Source organism: Tunturiibacter gelidiferens, from assembly GCF_013410115.1.
Taxonomy (GTDB): domain Bacteria; phylum Acidobacteriota; class Terriglobia; order Terriglobales; family Acidobacteriaceae; genus Edaphobacter; species Edaphobacter gelidiferens.
Genome location: NZ_JACCCV010000002.1, coordinates 1,785,693 through 1,799,503, shown reverse-complemented (window position 1 = coordinate 1,799,503; position 13,811 = coordinate 1,785,693). Strand labels below are relative to the sequence as shown.

Below are 13,811 nucleotides of genomic sequence, written 5' to 3'. Positions count from 1 at the left end.
CCGCCTCCGTCCTTGGGTATGTGCGCGATTCCTCAGGGGCGACCCTCTCCGGCGCAACCGTTTCCCTCGTCAACCAGGAGACCAAGGCTCAGGTGACCGCGCAAACCAATGATCAGGGCGCTTATCAGTTTACGGATGTAAAGATTGGCCAGTATCTGGTGACTGCGCAGGCGAGTGGGTTTGATGTCAGCACGACACAGATATTTACCGTTACCGTCAACGCTCGACAGCGCGTCGATGTGGCTTTGAAGATCGGATCTAATAGCGAGACGGTGACCGTCGGCTCCGCTGCGGCGTTGCTTGAAACAGACAGCAGCGAACGTGGGCAGGTTATTGGAACGCGCGAGGTTGAAAATCTTCCGCTGAATGGTCGCGCCTACGCTGATCTCGCCGCTGGTCCCGGGTGTGCGTCGGAATATCCTCGAGAATTCGACTGACAGCAGCCGCGACGCGAGTTTCAATGTTAACGGTCAGCGCAGCGAATTCAATAACTTCCTGCTTGATGGTTTGGACAACAACGCATACGGCACCTCAAACCAGGGATTTTCTAATCAGGCTATCCCTCCATCACCAGATGCCATCAACGAGTTCCGCGTCGAGACTGATAACTATAGCGCCGAGTACGGCCGGTCTGCCGGAGCCGTGATCAACGTCAGTATACGTAGCGGCTCAAATCAGTTCCACGGCAAGGCCTACGACTACATCCGTAACACCGTCTTCAACGCTATCGGGCCGTTTACTCCTCCGACCAATCCGTTGACGGGCAAAGCGCAAAAGCCAATTCTGATACGTAACCAGTTCGGTGGCACGTTCGGGGGGCCAATCTGGAGGGATCACACATTCTTCTTTGCAGACTACGAGGGAACGCGACAGGTCGTCCATGCATTCAATGTGGCCACTATCCCGACAGCGAACCAACTCGGAACCAGCCCGCTCGCGATTGCGAACGGCGGCTACACCTTTCTAGCAGCCGTGAAGAACGCAAACGGATCCTTTGGCGGAGCCGAGAGCGGTACTCCGGTGCCGCTGCTCAACCCGCTTACAGGTCAGAAGTACACCAACGGTGTCATTCCGTTCAACGATCCCTCGGTTTCGTCTTTTGCAAAAGGCGTGCTGGCTGCGCTTCCTGCGCCGAATGTTCCCGGCAGTCCTTTCGCCAACAACTATGCCTCGCTGCCGTCAGACACCATCAACGACGACAAGGGGGACATTCGCGTCGATCAGACTTTCAGCCAGCGCACCACTGCGTTTGTCCGCTACAGCCAGCATCAGGGCAAGATCGTTTCGCCACCCAACATTCAAGGGCCTGCCGGCGGTAATAGTAATGGCACAGTCAATATTTTCAACCAGCAGATCGCCGGCGGCGTGACTCACATCTTCAATCAAAACTCGATCCTGGATGCGCGTTTCGCCTTTACCCGAACGGATGGCGGCAAGAGCCCTTATGGTGCGAATCTACCTAGTCTGATGGACGGCATTCCGGGGCTTCCGACAGATCCGCAGGTGGTTCGCAGCTTGAATGTGCAGAGCGTCAACACGTTCTCTCAGTTTGGAAACCAGGGAAGCAACCCTCAGTTTCAGAATCCTTATATCTACAATCCGAAGGTGAACTACACGTGGATCCGTGGACACAGTACCTATAAAGTTGGCTACGAGTACCAGTCGATCTTTACCACGATCGATGACTTCAACCCTGTCTTCGGTCAGGATACCTACAATGGTGGTTTCAGCTACACCGGCGCCTCGACGGCAACGCTCAGTGCGGCGGATACTGGCACCAAAGAGGCTGCTGCACTGGCTGACTTTATCTTCGGCGCACGCAGTGCCTACCAGCTCAACAACTTTGTTATCGTCCACGTGAATCAGAGGATGCATTACTTTTATCTGCAGGACGACATAAGACTCAGCTCTCGCCTGACCGTCGATGCTGGTTTACGTTACGAGTTGGTGACGCCGCAGTGGGAGTCACACAATCTGCTGGCTAACTTCGATCCGACCACGGATTCCCTTATCCAGGCTTCGTCCGGTTCCCTCTACAACCGCGCGTTGGTGAATACGCCGAAGCTGGATTTCGCTCCTCGCCTGGGTCTTGCCTACTCCGTCGATCAGAAGACTGTTATACGGGCTGGATACGGTATCAACTTTGCGCAGTTCAATCGCGAAGGCGGCGAGAATCTGCTTGTCTACAACCTGCCTAACATCGTCAACACTAATGTGAATCAGATCCCCTCGTTTGCGAATCCGGGCATTGTCGGCACAGCTAAGACGGAGTCCGTCTGTACGGCGGCACAGTTGGGAGCCGCTTTCGATCCTGCCAATCCGACGCCTTGTTTCAGAACCACGATGCAAGGCTATCCCACGGACTTTACCAGTCCGTCGATTGTTACTGCGGCCAGCAACGCCAGTACGCAAGCTCGCTATATCCCCAAGAACCTGCCTACGGGTTACGTTCAGAGCTATCACCTGACGGTACAGCGTCAGCTTGGTCCTTCCACCACCTTCGAGGTCTCCTACGTCGGAGAGCATGGCGTGAAGCTTCAGGTTCTCGCAGACTACAACCAGGCGAATGCGAATCCCGTTACGGCAACCTGCAATGGGAACCTCGTGACCTCTGGCTGCGTCAATCTGCTGAACCAGAACCAGGGGCGCCCGCTGAAGACATTCACTACGATCGAAGAGACGCTTCCCGCCGGCTTCCTCGGCTATAACGCGCTGCAGACAAAACTGGAGCATCGCGCCGGACACGGTCTGTATCTGCTCAACTCGTTTACTTACTCGCGGGCGCAGGACAACGCCAGCGGCCACCTGGATACTCCGAACGGTGATAACTCGCGCATCAATCTCACCAACCCACTTGGGGAACGTGGACCGTCGGCCTACAATCAACCGCTGAACGAGATTCTCACCCTTGTCTATGATCTGCCCTACGGCAAGGGCCGCATGTTCGGAGGCAGCGCACCGCTGCTTCTGCAGGAGGCATTGGGCGGCTGGCAGATCACGGCTATCAACAGCGCCAGCAGCGGCCAGGCAGTCAATGTAACTTATTCACCCGATTCTAACCAGTCCGTCAGCACCATTCTTAATCAACGCCCGAATCAGATCAGCAATGCGGCCGTGCTGCCCAAGTCGAAGCGAGTGCGTGTGAACGGTAACCAGGGCATCACAGCGCTCAATCTGAACGCCTTCAGTCTGCCGGACCAGAACCACCCCTACGGCAACGCCGGCCGAAACTCCATCCGGTTCGATCCCTTCTATCAACTCGACCTTGGTCTGCATAAGAGCTTCGCTCTCTATTCCGAAGGCACGTCGTTTGACTTCCGCGTCGAGGCATTCAATATCCTCAACCAGACGAACCTTGGCTTTCCGGGAAGCAGCACTTATAGTCCCACCTCCACCAGCTTCGGTGTCGTCACCGCTGCTACTACCGGTCCGGCCCGCATCCTGCAGTTTGCCGGGAAGATCATTTTCTAAGCAGAACTCAGAGGATCTTTCGTCATGGATAGAAGAAGATTCGTCTCCCTCGCCGGTGCTTCGCTCGGTAGCCTGCTCACTCAGAGGCTATGGGCGGAGCAGGTCCGGATGGCTGCCTCGCTCGACAAGTTCTACTTCGCGCTTGTCGCCGATACGCATATCATCGACGACTATTACGTCAAAGGTAGCGAGAACGGAGCGGAGGACAACGAGAGCATTCTGCTGACGACACCTCGACTCACTTCGGCTCGCGATCTCATTAACTCCTTGAACCCGGCCATTAAGCAGGTTTTCCTGATCGGCGACTACTTTCACAACTATCCTTCGACGGATTATGACTTTTACTTCAAGAACAACACGCGGCTTGACAATGCGAAGACGATCACGGACGGGTTCAAGATGCCGGTGCATCTTGGCTTCGGAAACCACGATTACGACGTGCGGAGAGTTTCGCGGGAGATGAGCCATTGTCTCTTCGAAGCCAAGTTCAACACGAAGCCGTACTCTGTGCTGGACTACAAAGGTTACAAATTTGTCCACCTGAATAACTTCCTTGGTGGCACGCAGGATCACACATCTTCAGAGTTCAACCCGGGGATCGGCTCGCTCGGCGAAGAACAGCTTCACTGGTTTGAAGCCCAGCTGCAGCAGCACAAGCCTACCTTCGTTTTTGTCCACTACCCGCTGATTCAAAATAAGGCCACAGAGTTCGCTGATTATGGGCTGCAGCCGCTACTGGTGAAGTACCAAGAGACGATTCAGCTAGTCGTCTCCGGCCACAAGCACAAGTGGATCGACTATGGCCGCATCTATGGCCCGCAGCACTACGTCATGGCCGCCACACGTTATGATCCCAATGCGTACATGCTCATGGAAGTCGACACGAAACGGGCCACCTGGCGCTTCTTGAATGAAAGCCTCGTCGACTGGTCTACGCACTATAGCAAGTCCTACCGCGCTATCTAGCGGGAAGACGCTTCGATTGCGATAACTTGAAAGCTCCACGGAAATCAAAGGATACAGATTGCGCTCTCTCTCCTTACGCGTCTTTTCGGCAATGGTTCTGTCCGCATCTCTCGGCAGCAGTAGTTATTTCAACGCGCAGACTGCGGCGGCCGATGGTGCTCTCAAACTCAACCAGATCCAGGTCATCGGCACGCACAACAGCTATCACGCGGGGATTGCGTTGAGTGAGTCGAAACTTTGGCAGGCGAAGTACGCCGATGCGTACAAGGGACTCGACTATCAGCATCAGCCGCTGCAGCAGCAGTTTGATAGCGGTGTTCGACAGATTGAACTGGACGTTTATGCCGATACCAAAGGTGGGCGTTATGCTCATCCGTCCGGTCCCCTGACGGTCGCGGCCGCCAACCTCCCGCCTGACCCCGACTTCGATCCTAACGGGGTGATGTTGAAGCCGGGGTTTAAGGTTATGCACGTTCAGGACGTGGACTATCGCAGCACTTGTCAGCCATTTATTGCATGCCTCGAGCAGGTTCGCCAGTGGTCGCAGGCTCATCCGAAACACATTCCAATCTTCATCCTCGTTGAGACCAAACAGGGCTCTCCGGGGAAGCTCAAGCTTACTGAACCCGAACCATTTACCTCTGCCACTTTTGACGCACTCGATGCCGAGATCCGTTCCGTCTTTCCGGCCAGCGAACTGATCACTCCTGATGATGTGCGCGGCCACTACGACACGCTCAATGAAGCGGTTCTCGCGGGCAACTGGCCAAGCCTCGACAGCGCGCGAGGGAAGGTTATTTTCCTGATGGACCAACGCGCTGTAGGTCCTGTCTACGTTGCAGGTCATCCTGCTCTACGTGGCCGCGTTCTCTTCACTAATTCCGAACCTGGCGAGCCCGATGCCGCGTTTATCGAGCGCAACGACGGTCCTGCAGCGGATATCACATTGCTCGTTCGCAAGGGATATCTCATCCGCGGTCGCACCGACTCGGACACGAAGCAGACTCGTGCCAACGACACCACGATGCGCGACGCTATGATTGCAAGCGGAGCTCAATTGCTGAGCACCGACTATCCTGTCAACGAACCCGCTCGCTGGCCAGGGAATTATGTTGTCACGCTTCCTGGAAAGGCGGTCGCGCGATGCAATCCGATCAGTGCTCCGACCTGCAACAGTGGTTTGCAAGGGGACTCAGCTAATTAGCTCCGTTAGCCTGTCTGCCGAGCGATCTGTTGCGTTACGGTTTGATGGTAGGGCGTGAGAAACGATCCCGTTAAGTCAGTCCCATGGAGCCGGTAGTTCGTGGCTCGGTCGCGACGTTTTGCATGCCTCGAAGGATTGTAGCGTTGGCCAAACGAAACTGATGCTGTGCCTCCCTGCTATCCTATGGTCATTCGCAGTTTAGGCAATGAAAGAGCTAAGCCAGCTGCAAAATCTGTACGTTGACTTTGTATTCGAGGAAATTATGGCTGCATTGATCGACGCCATCGATGTGAAACGCAAGATGTTCTTTGAGTTTGAAAACGTTCCGTTCTGCTGCCTGGAGGCTGAGATTTCTACTCCGACGGCTCGGGGCGGCCAGACGCTGGTCCGTTTGAGAATGCGTAACATGCTTACGCGCGCAGTCTTCGACAAGACGTTCAAGGCCAGCGACAAGTTCAAGGAGCCGGACCTGGAGACGGTTGGGGCATCCTATCTCTACAGCGACGGAGATGGCTCGTACTTTCTGGACCAGGAGAGCTACGAAACTCTCTCCCTCAGCGATGAGATTGTGGGGGATGCACTGGACCTGCTGGTTGAGGGGGTTCTGATTCAGATCGACAAATATAACGGTAATCCAATCGGGCTGCAGCTGCCAGTTCAAGTGGAACTGTCTGTTGCGTACACCGAACCGGGCGTTCGCGGCGACACTTCGAGTGGCAGCGTGACCAAGCCAGCCAAACTGGAGACGGGTGTGGAGATTCGCGTACCGTTGTTCATCAAAGAAGGCGAAAAGATCAAGGTGAACACAGAGACGCGGGAGTTCGCCGGGCGGGCCTGATTCGTCGGAGCGCTGTTTGCGGAGTCCCGGGTCTCTCGAAGAGATTGATAGACGCCTGACTTGCCTAAGTTCTCTTTCGAGCACAAGATGTTATGGAACGTCTTGCCGGAACGCAATCCCGAGGGGGATTCGTGGAGAGCTGGGATCAGCATTCACCGCCGATCAAAGAAATCAATGTGCTTTGGATTGCTGCGGGGTTAGGTTGCGACGGAGACACAATCGCGATGACGGCCGCAACGCAGCCCAGCATTGAGGATGTTGTCCTAGGGGGAATTCCCTGGATCCCAAAGGTGAACTTCCATAACCCTTTTCTATCTATTGAAGTTGGCGAAGACTTTCTGCGCTGTTTCCATCTGGCTGCGGCGGGCAAGCTGGAACCCTTCATCCTTGTTGTTGAGGGCTCCATCCCGAATGAGAACAATAAACCGGAGGGATACTGGGCGTCGCTGGGCACAGATGCGACGACCGGGCAGCCAATTACAACGTGCGAGTGGATCGACCGGCTGGCCCCCCATGCCTGGGCGGTGATTGCCGTTGGAACCTGCGCGACGTACGGCGGAATTCACGCGATGGCGGGCAATCCAACCGGGTGCATGGGGCTTCCTGACTATCTCGGATGGCGGTGGAGATCCAAGGCTGCAGTCCCGATCGTTTGTGTTCCGGGCTGTCCTGTCCAGCCGGACAACTTTATGGAGACTCTGCTGTATCTGCTTTACATGGCTACCGGACATGCACCTATAATTCCCCTCGATGAGCAGTTGCGCCCCACCTGGCTCTTTGGAAGCACGGTGCATGAGGGTTGCGATCGTGGCGGTTACTATGAGCAGGCGCAATTTGCAGAGCAGTATGGATCGCCGTTGTGCATCGTAAAACTGGGTTGCTGGGGCCCCGTCGTTCAGTGCAATGTTGGCAAGCGTGGATGGATGGGCGGGATTGGCGGATGCCCGAATGTAGGCGGCATTTGTATTGGGTGCACGATGCCAGGATTTCCGGATAAATTTATGCCATTTATGGACCAACCACCCGGATCGCTTCTCTCGTCAGCAGCTGTTCAGACCTATGGACGAGCGATTCATGCACTACGCAAATTCACTCAGGCATCGCTCAATAAAGTGCCAAGCTGGCGGCAGCAAAGTATTTCCCCGGGCCAACAACGCTGACTAGGAAGCGCCAAGCCGAACGGAGCGAAGAATGGCTTCACTTGCTAAGGCCGAATGGAAAGACCGTGAGGTTGGCGTTGAAAACAGCGCGCTGCTGCCAGACCTGAACGAGGCGGAGGCGGTTCTGCTCGAGTTAGCAAGTCTGTTCGGGGGTAGAATACAGTCTTCACCCTCCGAGAGTGAGCAGCCAACTGGGGACCCATCCACGCAGACCCCTGACGCTCACACTTCGAGCCTCGAAGCCAAATACCGCGCGCTACTTGAACAAATTCCTGCCGTGGTTTTCATGGTCTATCTGGATCGCGGCATCAGCGAGGCATACGTCAGCCCTCAGATCGAGGAGGCACTCGGGTTCTCGCGAGAGGAGTGGCTGGAAGACCCTATTCGCTGGTATGAGCACATTCATCCGGACGACAAGCAGCGCTGGAGCCTGGAGGCCGCGGGCATGTTTCTCTCCGGCAAACCGCTGCGGTCGTCCTATCGGGTCATCGCACGCGACGGACATGTGATCTGGTTTCACTGCGATGCGAAGATGATGCGTCGGCCCGACGGCCAGCCCTGGTTCATACACGGTGTTGCCTTTGATATCTCTGACCTGAAGCACACAGAGGAGGCGCTCCACCAGGAGCGCAACGTCGTCTCCGCCATTCTCGACACTGTCGGCGCGCTGGTCGTTGTTCTCGATCCGGATGGACGCATCACGCGATTCAACCGAGCCTGTGAGCTGACGACCGGGTATTCGCTGGAGGAGGTCAGGGGCAAACGCATCTGGGATTTTTTTCTCGTGCCTGAAGAAGTGGAACGCTTCAAGTCGATCTTTTCGCAACTGAGCGCGGATCTGCTGCCGGAGGACTACCAAAGCTATTGGGTTACTCGGCATGGGACGAAGAGACTCATCGCCTGGTCAAGCACCATGTTGCCGGGTAACAACGGAACACCCAACTACATCATCGCAACCGGCATCGACATTACCGAGCGCGAGCAGTTGGAGAAAGCTCTCCTGAACATTAGCTCAAGAGAACAACGACGCATCGGTCAGGACCTGCATGACGGTCTGGGGCAGCATCTGACGGGCATCGCCTTTATGGCGAAGGTTCATGAGGCTAAGTTGGCGGAGAAACGCCTGGCCGAGGCCAACGATGCAGCCAAGATCGTCCGATTGGTGAATGAGGCGATTTACAAGACCCGAGAGTTGGCCCGAGGTCTACTACCCGTTGTCTCCGATACCCATGGGCTGATGTCAGCGTTGCTGCTCTGGGCTGCGGAGGTAGAGGATATCTTCGGAATATCCTGTCGTTTCGAGTGCGAACCTGCCGTTTTGATCTATGACGACGCGATGGCCACCCACCTCTACCATATCGCTCAGGAGTCAGTGAACAATGCTCTGAAGCATGGCCGCGCACGCAAAATACTTATTCGTCTGTCTGCTGAGAATGACCGCGGTACATTGTCGATTAGTGACGATGGAGCCGGCATCGAAGAACGTCGCGAAAACAGTCAAGGCATGGGACTTCACATCATGAACTATCGAGCGGCCATGATCGGCGGAACGCTAGAGGTTGCGCCCGGGCCACTCCATGGAACGACCGTGACCTGTATCTTCCCCCTGAAACCCGGTACGTAGCCTATGGCTTTGACAAACATGCCGGTGCAGTCTTATGCGGGCAAGAGAACCGTCTTCGTAGTCGACGACCATCCACTTTTGCGCCAGGGACTGGCCTTATTGATTAACCAGCAGCGAGATCTTGAAGTCTGCGGCGAGGCCGAAGAGGCGCAGGCTGCGATGCAGGCGATCTCTCAGAAGAAACCAGACATCATGATCGTGGACATCTCACTCAATGGTCCGGACGGGCTGGATCTGCTCAAAAACATTCGAGCCTCTTATCCAGATCTGCCTATATTAATTCTCTCCATGCACGATGAGGCCATCTACGCAGAACGTGCCCTGCGCGCGCGTGCGAACGGCTACATCATGAAGCAGGAGGCTACGGAGAAGGTGCTGATTGCCGTGCGCCGCATACTTGGCGGCGAGGTATATCTGAGCGATCGTATGGCCAACAAGATGCTTCAACAGTATATTGGCGGCTCTCCGGCAGCGCTCCACTCTCGAATCTCCACGCTCTCTGATCGCGAGTTGGAGGTGTTCTGCCTGATCGGCGAGGGCCGCGGCACGCGTGAGATTGCTGAGGAGTTGCACCTCAGCATCAAGACTGTCGAGACGTATCAGGCACACATCAAAGAAAAGCTTCGCCTGCACAGCGGGCGAGAGCTGATCCAGCATGCAATTCAGTGGAAGATCGACGAGAAGACAGGTTGAGTTCCTGTGAACTGCCAAAATTAGTTCTGTTGGGGCTAGACGGCGCGACGTTTCGTTCCTGTCATTTCTTATCTCTGAAACCAATGCGATTCGCATGGCAAACGTCTTTCCGGAATTCACATCAGGTAATCCCCTAGCCCCATTTAAGTAAGAAGTACGAGAAAGAAATAGGGTCAGTCCCGCTTGCGGGTTCTGCATGCCGACCTCTCTACTGGCTACGCTTCGCGGATCGCCGGAGAGTCCTGTCCAAGCGACTAGCGCCTCAGGTTTGCGTTTCACAGCGCGGCCTGCATCTTCATGCAAGACCAGCCCGTATCCGAAGAGGAGAACCCAGGTTATGGCTCAAGAAACAGTTCCTTACGGTCGAGTCACTCAGAAGAAACCTGCTGTTGCTGAACTGCATATTCTGTGGATCACCGCTGGTCTCGGTTGTGACGGAGACTCCGTATCCATCACCGCAGCTACACAGCCAAGTATCGAGGACGTTCTTCTGGGAGCGATTCCCGGCCTGCCCAAGGTCCACCTGCACAATCCTGTGCTCGCGTATGAAAATGGCGATGATTTTCTGAAGTACTGGTACATGGCAGAGCAGGGAAAGCTCGAACCTTTCGTGCTGGTGGTGGAAGGGTCTATCCCCAACGAAAAAATCAAGAAGGAAGGCTACTGGGCAGCTTTGGGCACCAATCCGAACACAGGACAGCCGATCACGACCAATGAGTGGATCGATCGACTGACACCCAAAGCGCTTGCCGTCGTGGCCTGCGGGACCTGTGCCACGTATGGCGGAATCCACGCCATGGAGGGCAATCCCACCGGCTGTATGGGACTGGCCGATTATCTGGGATGGGATTGGAAGTCCAAAGCTGGTCTTCCGATCGTGAATGTTCCAGGTTGCCCGGTGCAGCCTGACAATTTTATGGAGACACTTCTCTATCTTCTTTATCAGGTGGCCGGTCTGGCGCCGATGATTCCTCTCGACGATCAGCTGCGGCCAACCTGGCTCTTCGGCAAGACAGTACACGAGGGTTGTGACCGAGCGGGGTACTACGAGCAAGGCGACTTCGCGACTTCTTATGGCTCGCCGAAGTGCATTGTGAAGTTGGGATGCTGGGGTCCTGTTGTTAATTGCAACGTACCCAAGCGTGGCTGGATGGCCGGGATCGGTGGTTGCCCCAATGTGGGCGGCATCTGCATTGGCTGCACCATGCCCGGCTTCCCGGACAAGTTCATGCCGTTTATGGACGAGCCGCCCGGAGGCAAGCTGTCGAGCACAGCGGTGAGCGTTTATGGCAAAGCGATTCGAGCGTTGCGCAAGCTGACGAACGACACGGTAAATAAAGAGCCGAAGTGGCGTCATCCTCGCGCCGAACTAACCACTGGCTACCACTCCAATTCCTACTAACGAAGCCAAGGAGAGATTACGATGGGCACGATTACCGCTGTACGTACAGAGGCAGAGGCCGACAAGAGCCAATTGGTAGAGATGAATTGGGATCCAATCACCCGGATCGTCGGCAGTCTCGGCATCTTTACCAAGATTGATTTTGGCAAGCGCAAGGTTGCGGAGTGTCACAGTACCTCTTCCATATTTCGCGGCTACAGCATCTTCATGAAGGGCAAAGATCCGCGCGACGCTCATTTCATTACCAGCCGTATCTGCGGCATCTGTGGCGACAACCATGCCACGTGTGCGACCTATGCACAGAATATGGCCTTTGGTGTGCGGCCGCCGGCGATCGCGGAATGGATAGTGAATCTAGGCGAGGCCGCGGAGTACATGTTTGACCACAACATTTTCCAGGACAATCTCGTCGGCGTGGACTTCTGCGAGAAGATGGTGAAAGAGACCAATCCGGGCGTCTGGGAGAAGGCAACTAAGACCGCTGCGCCGCACGCGGAGCTACATGGATTCCGCACCATCGGCGACATCATGACGGCGCTCAATCCTTTCACGGGGTCGTTCTATCGCGAGACTCTCCAGGTGAGTCGTTATACGCGCGAGATGTTCTGTCTGATGGAAGGCCGTCATGTGCATCCCTCCACTCTGTATCCCGGCGGCGTGGGTACGGTGCCTACTGTGCAACTGTTTACGGACTACATTGTGCGGCTGATGAAGTACGTGGAATTCATGAAGAAGGTTGTGCCACTCCATGACGATCTCTTCGACTTCTTCTACGAAGCTCTGCCCGGCTACGAAGAGGTGGGCCGTCGGCGGATTCTTCTCGGATGCTGGGGCTCGTTCAATAATCCCGATGTCTGCGACTACACCTATCAAAAGATGACGGACTGGGGCCGCGGTATGTTTGTCACGCCGGGCGTAGTGGTCGATGGAAAACTAGTGACGACGGATCTGGTGGACATTAACCTGAACATTCGCATTCTGCTTGGGAGTTCGTACTACGACGATTGGCAGAACTCCGAAACCTTCGTCAGGAAGGATCCTCTTGGAAATCCAGTTGATCAGCGTCACCCTTGGAACCAAAGCACGCTACCGAGACCGCAGAAGCGCGACTTCAAGGACAAGTACACCTGGGTGATGTCACCGCGTTGGTATGACGCGAGGACGAAAGACTATCTTGCACTTGATACGGGCGGAGGCCCGATCGCGCGCTTCTGGGCAACCGCGCTGGCCGGCATCGTGGACATTGGATACGTGAAGGCAACCGGGCACAGCGTCAAGATCTACCTGCCAAAAACTGTATCTCTCCCCGAGGTAGAACTCGAGTGGAAGATTCCCAAGTGGAGCAACGCCATCGAGCGAGATCGCGCTCGCACTTACTTCCAGGCTTACGCTGCGGCAGCTGCGCTTCATTTCGCAGAGCAGGCGTTGGCGGAGTTGCATGCCGGCCGGACGAAGACCTGGAACGACTTCAAGGTGCCCGAGGAGGCCATTGGTTGCGGCTTCCACGAAGCGGTGCGCGGAGTCTTGTCGCACCATGTTGTGATCCGCAATCACAAGATCGCCAACTACCACCCTTATCCGCCGACTCCGTGGAACGCCAATCCCCGCGACATGTACGGAACGCCGGGGCCCTACGAGGATGCGGTGCAAAATACGCCGATCTTCGAGGAGAACGGGCCGGATAAATTCAAGGGGATTGACATTATGCGGGCCGTGCGCAGCTTCGATCCATGTCTGCCCTGCGGCGTACACATGTACCTCGGAAATGGAAAGGTGCTTGAGACCTCCCACTCGCCGATGTTCGGCTTCCAGCCGTAAGTTTCTATTCATCACCGATTGAGAGTTGGAGGAGGCGTGTGGCTAACGACGTAGAGTTCCAGGAACAGGTTCGGCAGCTGGGTAAGTTGGTCGCACAGTTTGACGAGCTGCCGGATAGCGCCGCGAAGGTTGCGGGCAGGGAGTTACTGCAACTTCTTATGGAGGTGCATGGTAGAGGCCTGGAACGGGCGATGGAGATCGTCTTCGATGCTGGAAATTTTGCTCCCGGCATCGTCGACAAAATGGGGCAGGATCCAATCGTTGGCAACCTGCTGTTGCTCTACTCTCTCCATCCAGACGAGCTGGAAACCCGCGTGCAGAAGGCGATAGAGCGCATGCGCCCTCGTCTACGCAAACTTTCCTGCACGGTTGAGCTTGAGGACCTGCAGGAAGGCGCCGTTCGTGTTCGTCTGTCGACTTCCGGCCATAACTGCGGGTCTTCTACGAACGATCTGCGGTCGATTGTGGAAGATGGGATGTATGAGTTTGCGCCGGACCTGACATCGCTAGAAGTCCGGGGGCTGGAAGAGCCAACGCCCGTAGGCTTTGTAACATTGGAAAGCTTGTTGGGTCAGCGACTTGCAGGGGTAGGCACCGGCAATTCCCTGGAAAGAGATGGTGTCGATTGAGAGCGC

Annotated in this window: 11 protein-coding genes; all 11 read left to right on the top strand. The window is 55.7% G+C overall.

Features of this window, described 5'->3' with window-relative positions:
• Positions 1-20: 20 nt before the first annotated feature.
• Positions 21-437, top strand: a complete 417-nt coding sequence (locus tag HDF12_RS22545; protein WP_373563968.1) for a carboxypeptidase-like regulatory domain-containing protein — start codon at positions 21-23, stop codon at positions 435-437.
• The gene (locus tag HDF12_RS19545; RefSeq protein WP_257025745.1) at positions 367-3,471 is read left to right on the top strand and encodes an outer membrane beta-barrel protein; all 3,105 of its coding nucleotides are present in this window, start codon (positions 367-369) and stop codon (positions 3,469-3,471) included. The genes HDF12_RS22545 and HDF12_RS19545 overlap by 71 nt, the downstream gene beginning before the upstream one ends.
• A 24-nt stretch (positions 3,472-3,495) precedes the next feature.
• Positions 3,496-4,437 carry a metallophosphoesterase family protein gene (locus HDF12_RS19540; RefSeq protein WP_179586114.1) on the top strand — a complete coding sequence of 314 codons (942 nt, stop codon included), beginning with the start codon at positions 3,496-3,498 and terminating at the stop codon, positions 4,435-4,437.
• A 58-nt stretch (positions 4,438-4,495) separates the two neighbouring features.
• Positions 4,496-5,641: a phosphatidylinositol-specific phospholipase C1-like protein gene (locus HDF12_RS19535; RefSeq protein ID WP_257025744.1), complete on the top strand. Its 1,146-nt coding sequence runs from the start codon at positions 4,496-4,498 to the stop codon at positions 5,639-5,641.
• Positions 5,642-5,903: 262 nt separating this feature from the next.
• Positions 5,904-6,479 (top strand): elongation factor P, encoded by a 576-nt coding sequence (efp, locus tag HDF12_RS19530; protein WP_179586112.1) that lies wholly within the window; start codon positions 5,904-5,906, stop codon positions 6,477-6,479.
• A 92-nt stretch (positions 6,480-6,571) separates the two neighbouring features.
• Complete coding sequence (locus HDF12_RS19525) at positions 6,572-7,639, top strand: NADH-quinone oxidoreductase subunit B family protein (RefSeq protein ID WP_179586109.1); 1,068 nt, start codon at positions 6,572-6,574, stop codon at positions 7,637-7,639.
• Positions 7,640-7,670: 31 nt separating this feature from the next.
• Positions 7,671-9,263 carry a PAS domain-containing sensor histidine kinase gene (locus HDF12_RS19520; protein WP_179586107.1) on the top strand — a complete coding sequence of 531 codons (1,593 nt, stop codon included), beginning with the start codon at positions 7,671-7,673 and terminating at the stop codon, positions 9,261-9,263.
• Positions 9,264-9,266: 3 nt separating this feature from the next.
• Entirely contained in the window at positions 9,267-9,956 is a 690-nt protein-coding gene (locus HDF12_RS19515) for a response regulator (protein ID WP_218892507.1), read from the top strand.
• 337 nt (positions 9,957-10,293) lie between these two features.
• Positions 10,294-11,358 carry an NADH-quinone oxidoreductase subunit B family protein gene (locus HDF12_RS19510; protein ID WP_179586105.1) on the top strand — a complete coding sequence of 355 codons (1,065 nt, stop codon included), beginning with the start codon at positions 10,294-10,296 and terminating at the stop codon, positions 11,356-11,358.
• Positions 11,359-11,379: 21 nt separating this feature from the next.
• On the top strand, positions 11,380-13,176 hold the full coding sequence (locus HDF12_RS19505) for a nickel-dependent hydrogenase large subunit (RefSeq protein ID WP_179586103.1): 1,797 nt from the start codon (positions 11,380-11,382) through the stop codon (positions 13,174-13,176).
• Positions 13,177-13,214: 38 nt separating this feature from the next.
• Positions 13,215-13,805 carry a NifU family protein gene (locus HDF12_RS19500; RefSeq protein WP_179586101.1) on the top strand — a complete coding sequence of 197 codons (591 nt, stop codon included), beginning with the start codon at positions 13,215-13,217 and terminating at the stop codon, positions 13,803-13,805.
• The last annotated feature ends 6 nt before the right edge of the window (positions 13,806-13,811 follow it).